The sequence below is a fragment of the Shinella sp. SUS2 genome (assembly GCF_001262505.1).
Lineage (GTDB): Bacteria > Pseudomonadota > Alphaproteobacteria > Rhizobiales > Rhizobiaceae > Shinella.
Genome location: NZ_KQ410724.1, coordinates 64607 through 84716, shown reverse-complemented (window position 1 = coordinate 84716; position 20110 = coordinate 64607). Strand labels below are relative to the sequence as shown.

The window sequence follows — 20110 nt, the reverse complement described above, 5'->3', positions numbered from 1 at the left end:
CCGAAGTTTCCTACTCCCCCACCACCGTCTTCACCACCACCGAAAGCCCCGGTGCGAGGTGCTTTGCCATGTCCTGCCCCTGGTCGATGCTGATGCGCACGGGCACGCGTTGGGCGATCTTTGTAAAATTGCCGGTGGCGTTGTCGGGCTTGATCACGCTGAACTCCGAGCCGGCGGCAGGCGAGAAGCGCTCGACATGGCCGGTCAGCGTCGCGTGCTTCAGCGCATCGACGCTGACCTCGACTTTCTGGCCGAGCTGGATATAGGCGAGCTGGGTTTCCTTGAAGTTGGCGATGACCCAGGTGTCATGCGGCACGACGGCCATCAGCTGTGTGCCGGCGGCGACATACTGGCCGAGCTTGACGCCCACCTCGCCCACGGCACCGTCACGCGGGGCGGTGATGACGGTGTTGGAAAGATCGATCCTGGCGAGCTCCACCGAGGCCTCCGCACCCGCCACCGCGGCGCGCAGGGAATCACGGCCGACGATGATCGTCTGCAGGTCCTGCCGGGAGACTTCAAGATTCGCCTGCGCCTGCGCAATGGAGGCTTCCGCCTGGTCGAGCGTGGTGCGGCTCTGCTCGCGATCGCTCTGGGTGGCGATGCCCTTGTTCGACAGCTCCTCGATGCGGTTCCAGTTCTCCTCCGCCCGGCGCTTGGCGTAGGTCGCGCTGTCGAGCGCCGCCTCGCTGGCGCCGATGCGCGCCTTGGCGGCGTTCTCCTGCTGCTCGGAATTGGCGAGCGCCGCCTTCTGGCTGGCGAGCGTGGCATTGGCCTGCTCGACCTTCTGGCGGAAGATACGGTCGTCGAGCCGGGCGAGCACCGCGCCGGCCTTGACCGTCTCGTAGTCCTTCACGGACACCTCGGTGACGTAGCCGGCAAGCTGCGGGCTGATCAGCGTCACGTAGCCGCGCACATAGGCGTTGTCCGTCGTCTGGACGTCGCTGGCAAAGGGCGGCAGCTGCCAGGCGTAGAGCACCGCGCCGATGCCGGTCACGCCGAGGACGAGGGCAAGCGCCGTGGCGGTATTGCGGATGTAAGTCTTCATTTCGGTCAACCTTCAACGGCCATCGGCTCGCCATTGCGAGCGCTGGCCTCTCTGATACGGATGTAGAGCATGTGGATGGCGAGCGCCGCGGCGGCGCCGACGGCAAGCAGCGCGATGACGAGGAAGGCATCGTTGTGGGCGAGCACATTGGCCTCCCGCGTCACCTGCTGGCCGAGCAGCGCGACGCCCTCTGCCTTCAGCACGGCCGGATCGATGATCGTGCGGCCATAGGCGGCGGAAAGCTGCGCCACGCGGCCGGCAACGAGCGGATCGGCAAGCGTCATCGCCTCGGCGAGGATATTCGAGTGGAACTTCTCGCGCAGCGTGATGAAGGAGCCGAACAGCGCCGAGCCGGCAAGGCCGCCGAGGCTCTGCGTGACCAGGAAGACGACGATAAAGCTGAGGATGTATTGCGGCCCCTTGCGCAGCGCCAGCGTGAAACCGGAGGCGATGGCCGGCGGCAGAAACAGGCTGCCGCCGGCGGCGATCATCGCCTGGCTGACATACATCTGCTCCGGCCGCGTCAGGTTCGTCGCCCGGCTGTCGAGAAAGGCGCCGGCGCCGATCAGCAGCAGTGCCACCATATGGATACCCGGCTCCCGGCCGGGCTTCAGGATGGCCGCACAGAGAAGGCCGCCCGCGGCAGTGGCGAGCGCCACCATGCCGTAGAGCCCGGCCAGCTGATCGTTCTGCAGACCGGTGATCTGGAAGAAATTGCCGGCGACGGCGGTCTGTTCGGCCAGCATCAGCCGGAACAGTACCAGCACGGCGGCAAAGTGCAGCATCTCGCGGCTGAACAGCCAGCGCAGGTCGATCAACGGCCTTTCACGGTTCAGCTCGATGACGGCGGCGATGGTGAGCGCGCCGACCATGACAACGAGCAGCGTGCCGATCCAGGGGGCCTCCAGCCACCAATATTGCCGGCCGAGCACCAGCACGACGGCACCCGAGCCGAAACCGACGGCGATGAACAAGTAGCTGACGATATCGAGCTTCTCGATGACCTTTGCCCGCGGTGGCGGCGCCAGCGGCAGGAGATAGATCGCTGCGAAGGAGAGCATGGCAAGCGCCAGCTCGAAATGCAGCAGCGCCCGCACACCGCCGAGATCGATGAGCGCCGGCGAGATGAACCGGGTGAGCGGGGCGGCAAGACCGATATTGGTCAGCGCGAGCGAGATGCCGATCGTCAGCTTGCGCGCCGGGCTGAAGGCCTCCAGCATGTAGAGGAAGCCGAGCGAGGAAAGCGGTGCCGCCGCGATGCCGGCGAAGAAGCGCAGCACGAGTGCGGACTGCAGGTCCGTGATGAAGATATGCGCCACCGACACGAGGAGAAAGGCGGCGATGCCGAGTTCGGCGAAGGGGCGCAGGCCAAACTGGTTGCGGATCTTGATGAGCGCCAGCGAGAGCGAGGCGTTCGGCGCCATGTAGGCGGCCATCAGCCAGGTCGCCTCGGCAGCGGTGGCGCCGAACGGGCCCTGGAGCTGCGGGATGTTGGCGGCGACGAGGTTCAGGCCGAAGCCCTGCGTCATGGCGAGCAGGGTGGAGGCGACCATGTAGGCGGCAGCCCTTGGCGGCGCCATGGGCGGCGGCGGTGGCGGGGCGGCGGGTTTTTCCTCGGCCGGCTCCTGCGCCCCGGATCGCGGCGACTCGCCCTCCCCTCCGCGCCCGTCGGCAGCGGGAACGGCGCTCATGCCTCGACGCACTCCCGACAGCTCTGCGCGATATTGTCGGACATGGCGGCGAACACCTTGACGGTGGTCGACATGTCCTGCGCCGAAATGCTCTTCAGCACGTCGGCGCGCAGCGAGCGGGCGAGCTCCAGCACCTCTCCGGCGACCTTGGCACCGCGCGGCGTCATGGCGATCTGCTTGGCGCGGCGGTCGCCCTCCACCGACTGGCGCTGGATGAAACCCTGCTTCTCCATGCCGTCGAGCAGGCGCACGAGCGTCGGTGTCTCGATGTCGAGTTCGTCGGCCAGCTCACGCTGGTTGAGATTGACGCCACGGCCGAGGATCAGAAGTGCGCGGGCGCGGGGCAGCGTCAGCCCCCGCTCCTTCACACGGGCATCGAACAAGGCACGCATCTTGCGCTGCACGCGGGAAAGGTCGTCCAGGATACGCTCGCGCGGATCGGGTGTGTTCATCTCAGTAGTCCAAATACAATTAGCTTACTATCTATTTGATTGCTAGTTAATCGACCTGCAATAAAAAATCAAGCCCTGCCCACAGCATGTGGACAGGGCTTTCTGAAAATTCACATGGATGTGATGGGCGTTGCTACTGCCCGTCGGGATCCTCGGGGAACTCGCTGGCCCCCGGTGTCACTGGCGCCGTCCAGCCGCCATATTTACGCTGCCAGGAGCGGGCGCCGAACGGCAGGGTCGCCAGATAGGCGACGACCGTCACCACCATGGTTTCCCAGGTGAAGCTCATCAGCGTTGCGACATAGAGCACGACGAGCAGAATGCCCGGCAGCACGAGGTCACGACGGATGCGGCTGCCTTCCGACTTGCCGGACCAGACCGGCAGGCGGCTGACCAGCAGGAAGCCGATCAGCACGGTGTAGCCGGACGCGAGATAGGCAAAAAGCGGGCTCGGCGCGAGACCGAGGAAACCGAGATAGACCGGCAACAGCACCAGCATGGCGCCGGCCGGTGCCGGCACCCCGACAAAATATTCCGATTGCCACTTCGCCTTGGTCTCACGCTCGGCCATGACGTTGAAACGCGCCAGCCTGAGGCCGGCGGCGATAGCATAGATCAGCGCCGCGATCCAACCGAAGGAGCGCGCCTGGTCGAGGATGAAGACGTAGAGCACGAGTGCCGGCGCCACGCCGAAATTGACGATGTCGGCGAGCGAATCCATCTGGCCGCCGAACTTCGAGGTGGCCTTCAGGAGGCGCGCGATACGCCCATCGATGCCATCGAGGAAGGCGGCGAGCAGCACCATGCCGACGGCGAGCTCGTACCGGTTTTCGAAGGCGAGCCTGATACCGGTGAGACCCGCACAGATGGCAAGCACCGTGATGAGGTTCGGGATGATGATGCGCAGCGGGATTTCCCGCAGGCGCGGACCGCGCGCTTCGTCGTTCGGTCCATTCGGCTCATAGGGCGGAAAGGGTGTGTCCATCGCTTTTCGCTTTGCTGTTTTCGGGCTGCAGGCAGAAAGGGTCGATGTTGCGAAACCCTGTTGGCGACTGCCTGTTGCCTCTCTTCTCGTTTCCTCAGCCGCGACGGCTGATGACCGGCCCCTTGGCCGAGCCGAATTCTGCCAGCACCGTCTCACCGGCGATCGCCGTCTGACCAACGCTGACGCGCGGCTGCACGCCTGCCGGAAGGAAGACGTCGAGGCGCGAGCCGAAGCGGATGAGGCCGAAGCGCTCGCCGGCCTCCAGGCTGTCGTTCATGTTGGTCCAGCACAGGATGCGGCGGGCGACGAGGCCGGCGATCTGCACGACGCCGATCGGCCCGTGCGCGCTCTCGATGACGAGGCCGTTGCGCTCGTTCTCCTGGCTCGCCTTGTCGAGATCGGCATTGAGGAATTTTCCCGCACGATAGGCGACGCGCGTGACACGGCCACGCATCGGCGCGCGGTTCACATGGCAATTGAAGACGTTCATGAAGACCGAGATGCGCATCATCGGCTGGTCGCCGAGTTCCAGTTCGGCCGGCGGCGTCACCATGGCGACGGCCGAGACACGGCCATCGGCCGGGCTGATCACAAGGTCGTCATCCTGCGGCGTCAGGCGCTCGGGATCGCGGAAGAAGTAGGCGCACCAGGCCGTGAGCACGAAACCGATCCACATCAGCGGTTCCCAGGCTGCGCCGAGGAGCAGCGAGGCGACGAAGAAGCCGGCCACGAACTTCCAGCCCTCCCGATGAATCGGCACCAGGGTGCTGCGTATCGTATCGACCAAACTCATCTTCCGACATCTCCTGATGATTTCACGCCATCGACCTAGCGTGAAATGGCGATGGGGGCAATGCGGCGTGGCGATTAGCCCCCAGGCGCACGGCCCTCTCCGGTGCCCGACCCACCAGGTGCAAGTGCGGTTCTCAACCGTCCGATACCGTGCCTTCCCGCCCTGCGGTTGACAACCGCCGGGCGGTGCGGGCACACTTTCCGTGTTGCTGTAGGGCGCATCGGCGGGAGCCGAAGGGGCAATGCCCACCTACGACCGAAACCGTAGCAGCGCCCATGCCGAACATCGAAAACCTCCGCAAGCAGGCCAAGCAGTTCCTGCGCTGGCATCGTGAACGACACCACCCGGTGGCCGCGATCATCCGCGCCGGTCTGCCCGCTTTCCGGGATCTGACCGATCGGGAGGTGCTCGACGCCGCATTCTCGCTTGCCGATGCGCAGGCGCTCGTCGCCCGTCAGAACGGGTTTGCGGACTGGCAGGCGCTCAGAACAGGAGCCCCCATCATGAACAGCACGACCGAAAGCATGCAGCAAGGCCCGATCCTCAGCGGAGCGGAGCCGATCCTCTACGTCGCCGATTTCGCCGCCTCCCTCGCCTTCTTTACGGAAAAACTCGGCTTTGCCGTCGATTTCGCCTATGGCGACCCGCCATTCTACGGGGTCGTTGTGCGTGACCGGGCACGGCTCTGCCTGCGACTGGTGCACGAGCCCGTCTTCGTCGGAGACATCCGCCAACGGGAAGAACTGCTTTCGGCCTCGATCACGCTCGACAGCGCGGCGGAGATCAAGGCGCTTTTCCTCGACTATCAGGCGGCCGGCGTCGCGTTCCACAAAACGCTCCGGACGGAGCCCTGGGGGGCGCGGACCTTCATCCTCCTCGATCCGGACGGCAACCTGATCCTCTTCGCCGCGCCGGGAGCGTGATCACTCCGCGGCGGGCGCACCGCGCACGATAATACCGAGTTCGTCGCTTTCGCGCACCTGCTTCAGGCGCTCCTCGGCCTGCACGGCCTCGCGCTGGCGGTTCCACATGGAGGCGTAGAGGCCGTCGTCGCGCTGCATCAATTCGCCATGCGTGCCGCGTTCGGCAATGCCGCCGTCCTTCAGCACGATGATCTCGTCCGCCGCGATGACGGTGGAGAGGCGGTGTGCGATGACGAGCGTGGTGCGGTTCTTCGAGACGACGTCGAGTGCCGCCTGGATTTCCTGCTCCGTACGGGTGTCGAGCGCCGAGGTCGCCTCGTCGAGAATGAGGATCGGCGGGCTCTTCAGGATGGTGCGGGCGATGGCGACGCGCTGCTTCTCGCCGCCGGAGAGTTTCAGTCCACGCTCGCCGACCATCGCCTTGAAGCCTTCCGGCAAGTGGCGGATGAAGGGGCCGATCTGCGCCGCCTCAGCGGCGGCGGTGACCTCCTCGTCGCTGGCGCCAGGTCGGCCGTAGCGGATGTTGTAAGCGATCGTGTCATTAAAGAGCACGGTATCCTGCGGCACCATGCCGATCACCGAGCGCAGGCTCTTCTGCGTGACATCGCGCACATCCTGCCCGTCGATGGTGATCGCGCCCTCCTGCACGTCGTAGAAACGATAGAGCAGCCGCGAGAGCGTCGACTTCCCTGCTCCGGACGGGCCGACGACGGCGACGGTCTTGCCGGCGGGAACATCGAAGGAGACGCCCTTGAGGATCGGCCGCGCCGGATCATAGGAAAAATGCACGTCCCTGAAGGAGATCGCGCCATCGGCGATGATGAGGTCCTTGGCACCGGGCTTGTCCTGTACCTCTTCCTCCACTTCGAGCAGATCGAACATCTGTTCGATATCCGTCAGGCCCTGGCGGATTTCGCGGTAGACGAAGCCGATGAAGTTGAGCGGGATGGCGAGCTGGATCAGCATGGCGTTGATGAAGACGAAATCGCCGACCGTCTGCTCGCCGCGCTGCACGGCAAGCGCCGACATCGCCATCATGACCGCCATGCCGACACCGAAGATCAGCGCCTGGCCGAAATTGAGCCAGCCGAGCGAGGTCCAGACCTGGGTCGCCGCCTTCTCGTAGCGCGCCATGGACTGGTCGAAGCGGCGCGCCTCCATCTCCTCGTTGCCGAAATACTTGACCGTCTCGAAGTTGAGCAGCGAGTCGATCGCCTTGGTGTTGGCTTCGGTGTCGCTGTCGTTCATCGAGCGGCGGATCGAGATGCGCCAGTCGCTCGCACGCACCGTGAACCAGATGTAGAGACAGACAGTGACGGCCGTGACGAGAAGATACTGCAGCCCGTAACCCCACCAGAAGATGGCGGCGGTGAGCAGGAACTCGATGAAGGTCGGCACGCTGTTGAGGATCGTGAAGCGCACGATCGTCTCGATGCCCTTGGTGCCGCGCTCGATGACGCGCGACAGGCCGCCGGTGCGCCGCTCCAGATGGAAGCGCAGCGACAGGCGGTGCAGGTGCACGAAGGTGCGGTAGGCGAGCTGGCGCACGGCATATTGCCCGACGCTGGCAAACAGCGCGTCGCGCAGCTGGTTGAGGCCGGCCTGCAGGATGCGCGCACCGTTGTAGGCAAGCACCAGCATGACGGCGCCAAGCAGGAAGGTCGGCAGAAGCGAGACGGCATCCGCCTTGCCGTTCAGCGCATCCGTTGCCCACTTGAAGAAGTAGGGAACCAGCAGCAACACGATTTTCGAGGCGAGCAGGAAGACGGACGCCCAGACGACGCGCATCTTCAGGTCGGGCCGGTCGGAAGGCCACATATAGGGCCAGAGGTTCACCAGCGTGTGGAGGGGATTGCTGCTGTCGGCCGAAACCGTCTTTTTCGTCGTTCTCGCCACGCTGGCCTCCGCCGGGTCGCCGTCACGCCCCGGTCTTCGTTTCTTGCCGGACTTGCCGAATGAAAATGCGGCGCCCGGTAGGGGCGCCGCATCGGGGAGATAGGTCCTTGCCGGCCGCTTCGCAACGGCCGGAGGAAAATTGTCCTTGTGCAAGTCCGGCAAACTCCGCCCTGCCGGACCTGCGAGGGATCAATTGCCGCGAACGCGCTTGCGGTGCAGCTCTTCCGCCTCCGCATCGCTTTCCACCGTCTTGTCCGGCACGCCGAAGACCTGGCCGGGGATGATGCGGTCCGGATCGGTGATCTGGTCCTCGTTGGCGAGGTAGATCGTCGTGTAGCGTACACCCTTGCCGTAGATGCGGCGGGAGATCTGCCAGAGCGTGTCGCCGCGGCGGATGATGACCGAGGTCTTGCTCTGCTGCAGCGGCGCCTGCTCGACCGTTTCCGGCTCCTCGGCAACCGCCTGCCCGCTGCCCGTTGCGGCGGCTTCACCCGAGGTGGCGGTGCCGCTCTCGCTGCCGGTCGCAGCCGCGGTGCCGCCGGCCGTCGTGGTTTCCTCCGCCGGGCTCGCAGCGTCGGCAACCGGCGCACCGCCCACCGCTTCGCTGCCCGACGCAACGGCGTTGGCGGCGGCCGTCAGCGAGGGCATGCCTTCCAGCGCCACGAGCGCCTGCTGATAGGCCTCCTTGCCGGCGCCGGCCGGAACCGCGGCGAAGCGGTCGAGCGCGGTCGAGGCCCAGCCCTTCAGCTTTTCGATGGCCGCCGTCACATCCGCGGCCGTGCCCGCCGGGGGCGTGAAGCCGGTGATGCCCTTGAGGGCGCCCTCAAGCGCGGTGCGGGCGGTCTGGATTTCCGCCGACGTCGCATTTCGGCCGTTGGAGAACAGCGCAACGAACTGCTGCTGGAGCGCCGTCGCCTGGCCGGCCAGCGCCTCGATGGAGCTGTCCGCCGCGGCCGACGCCGCGCCGACCACGGCCTCCGCCTTCTCGATGGCCGGAGCCAGCGCATCGGCAACGGCCGTCTCGATCGAGCCGAGAGCACCGCCGACAGCGGCAGCGTCCTTCGGCAGGGCCTGGAGGCGGGCGAGCGCCGTGGCCGCAGCGGCCGAGGCCTTGGCGGCCATGTCGCGGGCCGCATCGCCCTCTTCCGGGCCGGGCTTGAACTCCGATAGCGACTTCAGCGCGATCTCCGTCGCGGACCGGGCAGCCGCCAGCTCCTCGACGGTCGGCAGGCGGCCATCGGCATAGAGGCCCTTGAGCAGCGCCAGCGCCTTGTCGGCCTCGGTGCGCAGCTTGTCGAACGTGCCGCCGCCGATGAGGCCGAGCGCCGGGGCGGTATCGCCGGTGGCATTCTCCTGCGCGACAACGGCGACCTGTTCGCCTTCCGGCCGATCGAACGGAACGGAAGCGCGGAATTCGACCTTGCTGCCATCCGGGCTCATCACGTCGGCGCGGACGGTGTGGCGGCCGACCGACAGGTCGATCTTGCCATCGGCCACGTAGCGGCCCTGATCATCCGCCTTCGCCTCGCCGACGAGCGTGTCGTCGGCATAGATACGCACAAGCGCGCCCGGCTTAGCCGTGCCGGCAATGAACATGCGCTCGCCTTCCAGCTCGACGGCCGAAACACGGGCCTGGGGCTTGGCCGCCGTTTCCGTCGCCGCGCTGCCGGCTGCACCCGCCGTCTCCGTCGCAGCGGCCGTGGCGGTTTCGCCCGTGGCTGCCGCATTGCCGCCGCTCGTCCCGGCCGTTTCCGTCCCGGCAGGCTGTTCGCCCGCGGTGCCGGCTGCGCCCGCATCGGTGGCAGCGGCGGTTTCGCCGGCTGGCTGGTCGATGGTCTTTTCCGCGGTAGCGGCAGCCTTGTCCGCGGTGTCCGGCACCGTGATCAGGCGGCTCGCCTCGCCGGGCTTGGAGACCATGGCCAGGAGCTCGCCGCCGGCATCCTTCGGCACGGAGACGGTCGCCACCTCGTCCGAGGTCTTCGAGACGCCCTTGTCGTCCTTGGTGTTCAGGGTGAGCTGATAGTCGCCGGCCGAGAGCGGCTGATCGAAGACGGCCGCGAAATCGCCGGACGGGCCGATATCGGCCGTCGCGACGACGGTCTCGCCATTCTTGATCTCCAGCTTGGTGTTCGGCTGGCCGCGGCCGGCGATCACCGTCGAACCATCGGGCTCGACGCGCAGGAGATCGAAGGCAGGCGTGACCCAGCCGGCGGCCGGATCGGCCGGCGTCGTTTCCGCCTTGGCGACCTCCTGGGTCGCGGTCGCAGCCTCGCCTGTCGTCGCATCGGCCGGCTTCTCGCTTCCGGCAGCAGAGCCCGTGCCGGTCGCTTCTCCACCCGTCGCTGCCTCGCCGGTTCCCGTCGTCGGACGGGCCTGCTTGCCCTCGGCCGTCGTGGTCTCGCCGCCGCCTTGCGTCGTCGTATTGGTAAGGCTCGCGACCGGGGTTTCGGCCGGCTTGTCCTTGTTCATGTTGGGCAGCACGAAGAAAACCATGAGCAGCGTTGCCGCCGCCAGCACGATCAAGGCCACCAGACCGGTCTTGTTCTTCATCATCAACTCTCTCTCTGTCCCGGTTTCCCGGGGGTCCCCTCCTGAAATTGCTATCGATTCCCAATGTTTTGCACAAGGTTCCCGGGACGTTCCGGAGCCGCCGCCCCGCGCTTTTTCGTCATTATCCTTGACGGGCTGCCAGCCGGGTGGCTGAATCCCGTCATGAGCGAACAAACCCTGCCGATTCGATCCGTCTGCGTTTACTGCGGCTCCCAGCCGGGCCGCGAAACCACCTATGTCTCCGCCGGGCGACGCCTCGGCAAGGCGATGGCCGAAAACCATCTCCGCCTCGTCTATGGCGGCGGCACGAAAGGCATCATGGGGGCGGTGGCCAGCGGCGTGCTCTCGCATGGCGGCCGCGTCACCGGCATCATACCGCAGTTTCTCATGGATATGGAGGCCACCCGCCATTCGCTCGGCCAGCTCTCCGAGCTGATCATCACGCCTGACATGCACGAGCGCAAACACAAGATGTTCGAGCGCGCCGACGCTTTCGTGGCGCTGCCGGGCGGCATCGGCACACTGGAGGAGATCGTCGAGGTGATGACCTGGGCACAGCTCGGCCGCCACCGCAAGCCGATGGTCTTCGCCAATATCGGCGGCTTCTGGGACCCGATGCTCAAGCTCATCCGCCACATGGCGGACGAAGGCTTCATCCACACGGCCCATCTCGTGCAGCCGATGGTGATCGACGAACCGGAAGAGATCGTCGCGGCGCTCGTCGACCATTGGGCCGGCCAGGTCGACCGCGAAGGCGAAGCCGACATCATCGCCCGGCTCTGATCTTCTCAAGAGAAACGGAAGCCCGCCTTACGGGCGGTCGAGTTCGTACCACACTTCGCCGTGCTCACTGCCCGCGACCGGATCGGGAAAATCGCCGGAAACCGTCCGCGCATGCCTCATGCCGATCTTTTCCATGACGCGGCGCGAAGCCTGGTTCACGGTCATCGTCGTCGCCACGATCTTTTCGTATCCGGCGGTTTCAAAACCCCAGTCGACGAGAGCTGCCGCCCCCTCTGCGGCCAGCCCCTGGCCCCAGTTCATGCGATGCAGGCGGTAGCCGAGTTCGGCCAGCGTCTCGCTTTCCGGCCAGAGGCAGAACCAGCCGACAAAGACGCCATCGGCCGTCCGACGGGCTGTCCAGACATAGGGCTCCGTGCCGGTCGGCATCAGAAAGGTCGCGTTCGGCGCGACCGTCTCCCGATCGACGGCATATCCCCCGTTCAAAAAGCGCATCACCTCCGGATCACGCTCCAGATCGATGAAGTCCGCGCGGTCGCCTGGCCGGCAAGGGCTGAGCGTCAGACGCGCCGTCTGCAAAATGGCCATCGTCTATTCCGCCGGCTTGAGCTCCATGGCCGCAAGACGCTTTGCCCGCGCCGTCCGTAGCATGGAGCTGGAATAGAGGAGAAGCGCGGCCCAGATGAAGGCGAAGGCGATGAGCTTCGTCGTGCCGAAAGGTTCGTTGAAGGCGAAGACGGCGATGAAGAAGATCATCGTCGGCGCGATGTACTGCATGATGCCGATGGTGGACAGGCGCAGCAGCTTGGCGCCATTGGCATAGATCATCAGCGGGATGGCAGTGACGACGCCGCAGGCGAGCAGCCAGAGAACATCGGCGGCACCGGTATCACCGAAATGGCCCTGCCCCGAGGATTCGAGCCAGAAAATATAGCCGAGCGCCGGCACGCTCAACAGCAGAACCTCCAGGAAGAAACCCTGATTCGGACCGATCGGCAGCGTCTTGCGGAAGAAGGCATAGAAGCCCCAGGAGATGCAGAGGCTGATGGACACCCACGGCAGCCCGCCGGCGTCGAAGGCAAGGATCCCCACCGCCAAGGCCGCAAGCCCGATCGCCAGAATCTGCGTCCGGTCGAGTTTTTCCTTCAGGAGGACGGCGCCGAGGAAGATCGAGAAAAGCGGGTTGATGTAATAACCGAGGGCCGTCTCGATGGCCCGGCCGGCGCCGATGGCCCAGACATAGATGCCCCAGTTGATGGTGATCAGCACCGCCGTCAGCGTCGCCATGGCGAGCATGCGCGGCGAGCGCAACGCCACCTTGATATCGGCGGTGCGGCCGAGCCAGATCAGCACCAGCCCGGCGAGCGGCACCGACCAGACGATCCGGTGCGCCACCACCTCGGCAGCGGGAATGTGGGCGACGGCCTTCATGAAGAAGGGCAGGAACCCCCAGAACACGTAGGCCGTCAAGGCGAAGGCGAAACCGCGCGGCGAATCGCCGGTTTCGGGGCCGCTGGTGGATTTAGCGTCGGCCATGGCGTGGTATCCCGTCATTTCATGGATTTTTCGACGGGATACTCCAAAGGAAGGTTATGCACCAATTCATTCCGGTGAAGGGACGATGAGCGGCGCTGAACCTCGCCCCGCTACTCCGCGGCCACCCGCCCCGCCTCCCCGCGGTTCTTCAGGAGCTTGTAGATGATGGAATCCATCAAGGCCTGGAAGGACGCGTCGATGATGTTGTCGGAAACCCCGACCGTCCACCAGCGCGCGCCGCTGGCATCAGTGGATTCGATCAGGACGCGGGTGATGGCCTCGGTGCCGCCGTTGAGGATACGCACCTTGTAATCCGCCAGCTCCAGGTCGGCGATCTCGGCCTGATACTTGCCAAGGTCCTTGCGCAGCGCGAGATCGAGCGCGTTGACCGGGCCGTGACCTTCGGCAACGGACATCATCGTCTCGCCATCAACGACGACGCGCACCACGGCCTCCGAGACGGTCTTGAGCTGGCCGTTGGCGTCGTAGCGGCGCTCCACCATCACGCGGAAGCTTTCGACGTGGAAAAACTCCGGCACCGTGCCGAGCGTGCGGTAGGCCAGCAGCGCGAAGCTCGCATCCGCGCCCTCATAGGCATACCCGGTCGCCTCGCGTTCCTTGACGATCTGGATGAGACGATCGAGCTTCGGGTCATCCTTGCCCACGGTGATGCCGCGCAGCTTGAGCGCATTGATGAAGTTCGCCTTGCCGCCCTGGTCGGACACCATGACCTTGCGCAGGTTGCCGACGCTTTCCGGCGTCACATGTTCGTAGGTGCGCGGGTCTTTCAGGAGCGCCGAGGCATGGATGCCGGCCTTGGTGGCGAAGGCGGAAGCCCCGACATAGGGCGCCTGATGGTCCGGCGAACGGTTCAGCAATTCATCGAAGGTATGGGCAAGCTTGGTGAGGCCCGTCAGGTCCTCCGTGTCGATGCCGATCGAAAAGCGCGTCGCATAGGTCTCCTTCAGCGCCAGCGTCGGGATGAGCGTCACCAGATTGGCATTGCCGCAGCGCTCGCCGATGCCGTTCAGCGTACCCTGGATCTGGCGCACGCCGGCTTCGACGGCGGCAAGCGAATTGGCAACGGCCTGCCCCGTGTCGTTGTGGGCGTGGATGCCGAGATTGTCGCCGGGCACACCGGCGGCGATCACCGCCCGGACGATCGCCTGCACCTCTGACGGCTGCGTGCCGCCATTGGTGTCGCACAGCACCACCCAGCGGGCGCCGGAGGCATAGGCCGTGGCGGCACAGGCCAGCGCATAGGCCGGATTGGCCTTGTAGCCGTCGAAGAAATGCTCGCAGTCGACCATGGCTTCGCGACCGGAGGCGGCGACGGCCTTGACCGATTCGGCAATGCTCTCGAGGTTCTCCTCGTTGGAACAGCCGAGCGCCACGCGCACATGATAGTCCCAGCTCTTGGCGACAAGACAGATCGCGTCGCTCTTCGAGTCGAGAAGCGCGGCAAGGCCCGGATCGTTGGAGGCGGAAATGCCGGCGCGTTTCGTCATGCCGAAGGCGACGAATTTCGCGCGGCCGGTGCGCTTCTTCGAGAAGAAAGCCGTATCCGTCGGGTTGGCCCCGGGATAGCCGCCCTCGACATAGTCCAGGCCGAACGCGTCCAGCATGCCGGCAATGGCGATCTTGTCCTCGACGGAAAAGTCGATGCCGGGCGTCTGCTGGCCATCACGCAGCGTGGTGTCGAAAAGGTAGATACGGTCTTTTTTCATCTGTTCCCTCCCTGGGAACTCATTGAACACTTCAATCCGCCCCTCATCCGGCTGCCGCCACCCTCTCCCCGCAGGCGAGGAGAAGGAATATGCCGCGCCGAAAACCTCGAACCCGAACCCTGCATTCGACAGGCCCCCTCTCCCCGCGTGCGGGCAGAGGGTTTGGGTGAGGGGCAGTCTCTCAAACTTTCCCCGCGAACTTGTCCGTCGCGTAGATCAGCCGGTCGAGAATGCCCGGCTCGGAATAGGCGTGCCCCGCCCCCTCGACGAGGTAGAATTCCGCCTCAGGCCACGCCTTGTGCAGGGCCCAGGCCTGTTTTGCCGGGCACGGCATGTCGTAGCGCCCGTGCACGATGAGGCCGGGAATGCCCTGCAGCTTGTGCGCATCGCGCAGGAGCTGCCCCTCGTCCAGCCAGCCGGCATTGACGAAGAAGTGGTTCTCGATGCGGGCAAAGGCGTGGGCGAACTCGTCCTCGCCGAACTTGTCGCTCGTCGAGGGCTCCGGCAGCAACGTGATCGTCTCGCCTTCCCACAGGCTCCAGGCAAGCGCCGCGGCGATACGGGTCGCCTTGTCATCGCTCGTCAGGCGGCGGTGATAGGCATGCATCATCTCGTGCCGCTCTTCCGGGGGGATGGGCGCGATGAAACGCTCCCACTTGTCGGGGAACATTTCCGAGACGCCGAACTGGTAGTACCAGTCGAGCTCGCCCTTGGTGAGCATGTAGATGCCGCGCACCACGAGTTCGGAGACGCGCTCGGGATATTTTTCCGCATAGGCAAGCGCCAGCGTCGAGCCCCAGGAGCCGCCGAAGACCAGCCATTTTTCGGCGCCGGCCATTTCACGCAGGCGTTCGATGTCGGCAACGAGATGCCAGGTCGTGTTGGCCTCCAGCTCCGCATGCGGCGTGGACTTGCCGCAACCGCGCTGGTCGAACAGCGTCACGTCGTAGAGGGCGGGATCGAACAGGCGGCGGTGGGCGGGCGAGAACCCGCCGCCGGGGCCGCCATGCAGGAACACCGCCGGCTTCGCACCGGGCGTTCCGGCGCGCTCCCAGTAGATGACATGCCCATCGCCGACGTCGAGATGGCCGGAGGCATAGGGTTCGATTTCGGGATAGAGGGTACGCAGGGTCTCGCTCATAATTTCATTCCGTGGGCAGGCCAGTTTTCTGTTTCGTGGTCGGGGTGCTGGAAGGAGATGATCTTCTCCTGCTGGCTGTAGTAATCGGGGTCCTTGTGGGCGGGCGCGGAAAAGATCGCCTCGACCCAGGGAAGCCGGGCGTCGAAATTGACCTGGATCTGCGGCGCGAGGTCATCGCGCCTGTCGAAGGCGCCGATGGCGATCTCCAGCCCGCCGGGATGCTTGTAGGCCAGCGGCGTGCCGCATTGCTGGCAGAAGCCGCGGGCGATGTTGATCGAGGACTGGAAATAGGCCGGCTCGCCGCGCGGCCACTCCACCTCGCCCTCGACCGTGACGAGCGGGCCGAAAAAACCGCCGAACTGCTTCTGGCACATGCGGCAATGGCAGATCGACGGGCGGCCGAGCCCGCCCTTGATACGGAAACGCACGGCGCCGCACTGGCAGCCCCCGGTTCTTGTCTCTTCCTGTTCGACGCTCATGGCAGCTCCTTCAACGATAGGCGGAATAGACGACGACGGCGACCACCACGGCGGTGATCAGGATCAGCTTGCCGGCGATGAAATAGAGCCACTTGCGCGGAAAACCGAGCTCCGGCCGGGTCTCGGTCATGGAATGTCCTCCGGCGGCCAATGGTCCGTGTCATAGTCCGGGTGCTGACAGTTGGAGGCGCGGACCACGATGTGACGCGCCGCGCCGAACTCGCCGTCCTCGCTCTCGCTTTCCGGCAGTTTCGCCAGCTGCGCGAACCAGACGAGCCGCGATTCGACGCCCGCCTGAGCGACCGGGCGGACATCGTCGGGATCGTCGAGCGAGCCGAGCGTCACATTGATATGGTCGGCGGCGAGCGCGTCGTAGAACAGCGGCGTGCCGCAATCGCGGCAGAAACCGCGGCGCACGATCTCCGAGGACTGGAACCAGCCGGCCTCGCCGCGGGTCATGGTGAAACGGTCGCGTGGCGCATTGGCAAGCGGCAGGAAATAGTTGCCGGCCGCCTTCTGGCACATGCGGCAATGACACAGATGCGGATCGCCGAGTGTGCCTTCCACCCGATAGCGCACCGCGCCGCACTGGCACCCGCCGGTATAGATGCGGGAAATGCTCATGGCTTGCGCTCCGGCGGCCATGCGTCCGTGTCGTGGTCCGGATGCTGGTAGGAGACAAGGTCGGCGAGGAAGGACGCCGCCTCCTGGTCCGCCATTGTCTCTTCGCCCGGCAGGTCGCAAATCGCGTCCACATAGGGCAGCTTCGCCTCGACGCCCCACTGGATGCGCGGGGCGATCTCCGCCGGGTCGTCAAAAGCGGCGATGGTCAGCGCCACGCCGTCCGGCGCCTCATAGGTCAGCGGCGTGCCGCAATCGGCACAGAAGCCTCGATAGCCATGGTTCGACGACTGGAAGCGCTTCGGCTCTCCCCGCGTCCAGGTCAGCTTGGCCTGCCGCACGGAGACCAGCGGCAGATAGAAATTGCCGCTCGCCTTCTGGCACATGCGGCAATGACAGACCGACGCATCGCCGAGCGCCCCTTCGACATGAAAGCGCACGGCACCGCACTGGCACCCGCCGGTGTAGAAGGGGGTGGTCACCTTTTCACCTCCCATGTCGTCACGCGCTCGCCCGTCTGGGCGTCCTTGCCGTCCTTCAGCTGGACTCCCCTGGCGGCGAGGTCGTCGCGAATCTTGTCGGCTTCGGCGAAGTTCTTCGCCTTGAGCATTTCCAGGCGAAGTTGGATCAGCGTTTCGATGCTATCCTCGAGCGCCTTGGAGATCTCGGCCTTCTTCGGCAGGACGCCAAGAAGTTCGGCGCTGGCGGCGAAGACCGGCAGCATCAGCGGATCGGCATTGGCGCACTGGGCGAGCGCATGCAGCGCCTGCACGGCCGCGACGGTGTTGAGATCGTCGAAAAGCGGCGCACGCACGCTTTCATCCACCCGGCCCTCGGCCGGATTGCCACCGGCGGGCCATTTGGCAAGCAGGCGCTCCGCCTCTTCCAGCCGCTTGACGGAGAAGTCGATCGGTTCGCGGTAATGCGTCATCAGCATGGCGAGGCGCAGCACCTCGCCCGGCCACTTGCGGCCGCCGAACTTTTCCTCGTGCAAGAGTTCCGCGATCGTGAAGAAATTGCCCTCGGACTTCGACATCTTGCGGCCTTCGACCTGCAGGAAGCCGTTATGCATCCAGACATTCGACATGACTGGCGTGCCATGCGCGCAGCGCGACTGGGCGATCTCGTTCTCGTGGTGCGGGAAGATGAGATCGAGGCCGCCGCCATGGATGTCGAAGGTCTCGCCGAGATAGGCGGCAGACATGGCGGAGCACTCGATGTGCCAGCCCGGACGACCGCGGCCCCAGGGGCTTTCCCAGCCTGGCTCTTCCGGCGAGGAGAGTTTCCAGAGCACGAAATCGCCGGGGTTCTTCTTGTGCACGTCGACGGCGACGCGGGCGCCGGCCTGCTGTTCGTCGAGGTTGCGCTTGGACAGCTGGCCGTAGTCGGCCATGGACTGCGTGTCGAACAGCACCTCGCCGCCCGCCTGATAGGCATGGCCGCGCTCGATAAGGCGTTCGATCAGCGTGATCATGTCGACCTTGCCGTCGCCGCGCGGCTGGACGAACTCCGTGGCGCGGGGCTCGTGCGTCGGCTCCATGGTGCCGAGCGCGGCGATATCCGCGTGGAACTGGTTCGCCGTCTTCTCCGTCACCCGGCGGATCGCCTCGTTGAGCGAAAGCGTGCCGTCCCCGATCTCCTTTCCGAAATCGCGCAGTGCCCGGGCGTTGATCTTGTCGTCGACGTCGGTGATGTTGCGGGCATAGGTGACGTGGTCTTCGCCGTAGACATGGCGCAGCAGGCGGTACAGCACATCAAAGACGATGACCGGCCGCGCATTGCCGATATGGGCGAAGTCGTAGACCGTCGGGCCGCAGACATACATGCGCACATTGTCGGGATCGATGGGAGCGAAGGGCTCCTTCGAGCGCGTGAGCGTGTTGTACAGCGTCAGGACCGGCTTTTCGGCCATAGAAATCTCCCCAAAAGGCGTAAACCCGGCTGGCCGGGTCGTTGTCATCCGGGGATTTTGAGGGACGAAAACGGCCGGGCCAGCGCGTGCGCTAGCGAATAATGCTCCGGCGAATGCAGAGTACCGTTTTCATGGCCTGCTTTATCGCGCCGTGCGGGCGTCCGGTCAAGCGGGCGCGGCCCGTTCCCGGACGAAATTCTCGCCAGGCCTCCTGTTCCCGCGGTGACACGGCCGCCCCTGCCCGCATGGGAAAAAGAAGGGGTGAGACCGGCAGTGCCCGCCGGCAAACCGAAGGGACAGCATCATGACGACCCGGAAGACAGAGACACGCCCCGAGACCGATCTTGCCAGCCGCTACAATCCGATCGGCATCCGCGCCGTCATCGCGGCCTTTCTGATGATCAAGGTGCGGCAGGTTCCGAGGAAATGAATGTTTGCGGCCGTCACAATAGTTGATCTCGAAAACCTGTGTTTTCAGTCGCTTGCCGCAGATCGATCAAAATTTGAGCAGAATTTGGCCGAATGGGTCGCGTAAATGCATAACGCATCGGGGGTAGCAACCGGGGGATCGAAACGGGGCTGCCTGACAATTCAGGAGAAAGACAATGTCGACCGCACGAAAACAGCCGCCGCAGAACCATGCGGCAAACGAAAACCTCCAGGCGCGCTACAAGCCGCTCGGCCTGCCCGCCGTCGTGGCCGCCACGCGCTGCAAGCCCGAGGCGAAGACAGAGGACAAGCGCTCCAAGCGCGATATTCCGGCCGTGCTCCAGCCGCTCTACGATTGAGCCGCTCCAAGGCGGCCTCGCCGGCGCGATTTCAGAACAGCGACAGCTGGTCGGACGATGATGGGGGCGCTTCCGCGCCCTTTTTCTTTTCCGCCGGCGCTTCGTCGGCCCGCTCTTCCACCGGCTCCAGGATATCCGGCCCCATATTGGCGACCTTGCCCACCTTGTCGGAGACCGGGATCGCCTCGAAGAAACCGTCGTCGATCGGCTTCATCAGGTCGGCCACCTCACGCGGCTCCTGCGTCTTGCAGTCGAGCCAGCGCGAAAAGTCCTGCCTGCGGATGACGACGGGCATGCGGTCGTGGATGCGGGCAATGTCGTTGTTGGCCGCTGTCGTCAGGATCGCGCCGGTATCGACCTCCGAACCGTCGGCGGAAGACCACGTCTCCACCAGCCCGGCAAAGGCGAGAATCTCGCCCTTCTTCGGGCGGATCCAGTAGGCCTGCGCCTTGGCGCCCTTTCCTTCCGGCCGGCGCCATTCGAAAAAACCGGAGGCCGGCACGAGGACGCGGCGATGGCGCATGGCGGCGCGGAACGAGGCCTTGCCGATCGCCGTCTCGGCGCGCGCATTGATGAGCAGCGGAAAGTCGCGCGGGTCCTTCACCCAGCCAGGCATGAAACCCCAGCGCACCAGCATGGCCTTGCGCTCCGGCAGGTTGCTGCCGGGCTCCTGCCTTTCCCCCGCAACGACGACCAGGATCGGCTGCGTCGGGGCGATGTTGTAGCGCTCGGTCAGGTCGTCCAGCTCGGCGAGATCGAGATAGTCGCGCGCAAGATCCCGCTTGGCCAGCAATGCAAATCGTCCACACATGGCATCGTCATCGCAC

20 protein-coding genes are annotated in these 20110 nt (G+C 65.4%); 4 read left to right on the top strand and 16 right to left on the bottom strand.

The window, feature by feature from the left end; all coding sequences use genetic code 11:
- Window positions 1-10: 10 nt before the first annotated feature.
- The 5 genes from AKG11_RS02975 to AKG11_RS02955 all read right to left on the bottom strand — a co-directional run bounded on the left by AKG11_RS02975 (window position 11) and on the right by AKG11_RS02955 (window position 4969).
- On the bottom strand, window positions 11-1048 hold the full coding sequence (locus tag AKG11_RS02975) for an HlyD family secretion protein (protein ID WP_050742887.1): 1038 nt from the start codon (window positions 1046-1048) through the stop codon (window positions 11-13).
- A 5-nt stretch (window positions 1049-1053) separates the two neighbouring features.
- A complete protein-coding gene (locus AKG11_RS02970; protein WP_050742886.1) occupies window positions 1054-2628 on the bottom strand; it encodes an MFS transporter in 1575 nt (524 codons plus the stop codon).
- A 107-nt stretch (window positions 2629-2735) separates the two neighbouring features.
- Window positions 2736-3191, bottom strand: coding sequence for a MarR family winged helix-turn-helix transcriptional regulator (locus AKG11_RS02965; protein ID WP_023512610.1), 456 nt, complete (start codon window positions 3189-3191; stop codon window positions 2736-2738).
- Between the two features lie 133 nt (window positions 3192-3324).
- Window positions 3325-4176: a CDP-diacylglycerol--serine O-phosphatidyltransferase gene (gene pssA, locus AKG11_RS02960; RefSeq protein WP_023512609.1), complete on the bottom strand. Its 852-nt coding sequence runs from the start codon at window positions 4174-4176 to the stop codon at window positions 3325-3327.
- A gap of 94 nt (window positions 4177-4270) precedes the next feature.
- The gene (locus AKG11_RS02955; protein WP_023512608.1) at window positions 4271-4969 is read right to left on the bottom strand and encodes a phosphatidylserine decarboxylase; all 699 of its coding nucleotides are present in this window, start codon (window positions 4967-4969) and stop codon (window positions 4271-4273) included.
- Window positions 4970-5244: 275 nt separating this feature from the next.
- Here AKG11_RS02955 and AKG11_RS02950 point away from each other — a divergent pair, with 275 nt between their 5' ends.
- Window positions 5245-5892: a VOC family protein gene (locus AKG11_RS02950; protein WP_050742885.1), complete on the top strand. Its 648-nt coding sequence runs from the start codon at window positions 5245-5247 to the stop codon at window positions 5890-5892.
- Here AKG11_RS02950 and AKG11_RS02945 read toward each other — a convergent pair whose 3' ends face one another.
- Window positions 5893-7788, bottom strand: a complete 1896-nt coding sequence (locus AKG11_RS02945; protein WP_050743151.1) for an ABCB family ABC transporter ATP-binding protein/permease — start codon at window positions 7786-7788, stop codon at window positions 5893-5895.
- Window positions 7789-7977: 189 nt separating this feature from the next.
- The gene (locus AKG11_RS33595) at window positions 7978-10341 is read right to left on the bottom strand and encodes a LysM peptidoglycan-binding domain-containing protein (protein ID WP_050742884.1); all 2364 of its coding nucleotides are present in this window, start codon (window positions 10339-10341) and stop codon (window positions 7978-7980) included.
- Between the two features lie 159 nt (window positions 10342-10500).
- Between AKG11_RS33595 and AKG11_RS02935 the strand changes: the two genes are divergently transcribed.
- Window positions 10501-11121, top strand: coding sequence for an LOG family protein (locus tag AKG11_RS02935; RefSeq protein WP_050743150.1), 621 nt, complete (start codon window positions 10501-10503; stop codon window positions 11119-11121).
- 27 nt (window positions 11122-11148) lie between these two features.
- Here the strand turns inward: AKG11_RS02935 and AKG11_RS02930 are convergent, their stop codons facing one another.
- From AKG11_RS02930 to cysS, 8 genes are all read right to left on the bottom strand, one after another.
- Entirely contained in the window at window positions 11149-11667 is a 519-nt protein-coding gene (locus AKG11_RS02930; protein ID WP_050742883.1) for a GNAT family N-acetyltransferase, read from the bottom strand.
- 3 nt (window positions 11668-11670) lie between these two features.
- Window positions 11671-12615 carry an EamA family transporter RarD gene (gene rarD / locus AKG11_RS02925; protein ID WP_050742882.1) on the bottom strand — a complete coding sequence of 315 codons (945 nt, stop codon included), beginning with the start codon at window positions 12613-12615 and terminating at the stop codon, window positions 11671-11673.
- 110 nt (window positions 12616-12725) lie between these two features.
- Window positions 12726-14342 (bottom strand): citramalate synthase, encoded by a 1617-nt coding sequence (gene cimA, locus AKG11_RS02920; protein ID WP_050742881.1) that lies wholly within the window; start codon window positions 14340-14342, stop codon window positions 12726-12728.
- A gap of 181 nt (window positions 14343-14523) precedes the next feature.
- The gene (gene pip, locus AKG11_RS02915; RefSeq protein WP_050742880.1) at window positions 14524-15483 is read right to left on the bottom strand and encodes a prolyl aminopeptidase; all 960 of its coding nucleotides are present in this window, start codon (window positions 15481-15483) and stop codon (window positions 14524-14526) included.
- Complete coding sequence (locus tag AKG11_RS02910; protein ID WP_023513243.1) at window positions 15480-15962, bottom strand: GFA family protein; 483 nt, start codon at window positions 15960-15962, stop codon at window positions 15480-15482. Before AKG11_RS02910 ends, pip begins: the two co-directional genes overlap by 4 nt.
- Before the next feature lie 126 nt (window positions 15963-16088).
- Complete coding sequence (locus AKG11_RS02905) at window positions 16089-16586, bottom strand: GFA family protein (protein ID WP_050742879.1); 498 nt, start codon at window positions 16584-16586, stop codon at window positions 16089-16091.
- Window positions 16583-17080 (bottom strand): GFA family protein, encoded by a 498-nt coding sequence (locus tag AKG11_RS02900; RefSeq protein WP_037409296.1) that lies wholly within the window; start codon window positions 17078-17080, stop codon window positions 16583-16585. Before AKG11_RS02900 ends, AKG11_RS02905 begins: the two co-directional genes overlap by 4 nt.
- Window positions 17062-18495: a cysteine--tRNA ligase gene (gene cysS / locus AKG11_RS02895; protein WP_023513239.1), complete on the bottom strand. Its 1434-nt coding sequence runs from the start codon at window positions 18493-18495 to the stop codon at window positions 17062-17064. Before cysS ends, AKG11_RS02900 begins: the two co-directional genes overlap by 19 nt.
- Before the next feature lie 304 nt (window positions 18496-18799).
- Between cysS and AKG11_RS35650 the strand changes: the two genes are divergently transcribed.
- Together AKG11_RS35650 and AKG11_RS02890 are read left to right on the top strand one after the other, a co-directional pair.
- Window positions 18800-18925: a hypothetical protein gene (locus tag AKG11_RS35650; RefSeq protein WP_023513238.1), complete on the top strand. Its 126-nt coding sequence runs from the start codon at window positions 18800-18802 to the stop codon at window positions 18923-18925.
- Window positions 18926-19100: 175 nt separating this feature from the next.
- Window positions 19101-19283, top strand: coding sequence for a hypothetical protein (locus tag AKG11_RS02890; RefSeq protein WP_023513237.1), 183 nt, complete (start codon window positions 19101-19103; stop codon window positions 19281-19283).
- A 31-nt stretch (window positions 19284-19314) separates the two neighbouring features.
- Here the strand turns inward: AKG11_RS02890 and AKG11_RS02885 are convergent, their stop codons facing one another.
- The gene (locus AKG11_RS02885) at window positions 19315-20094 is read right to left on the bottom strand and encodes an SOS response-associated peptidase (RefSeq protein ID WP_050742878.1); all 780 of its coding nucleotides are present in this window, start codon (window positions 20092-20094) and stop codon (window positions 19315-19317) included.
- Window positions 20095-20110: the final 16 nt, after the last annotated feature.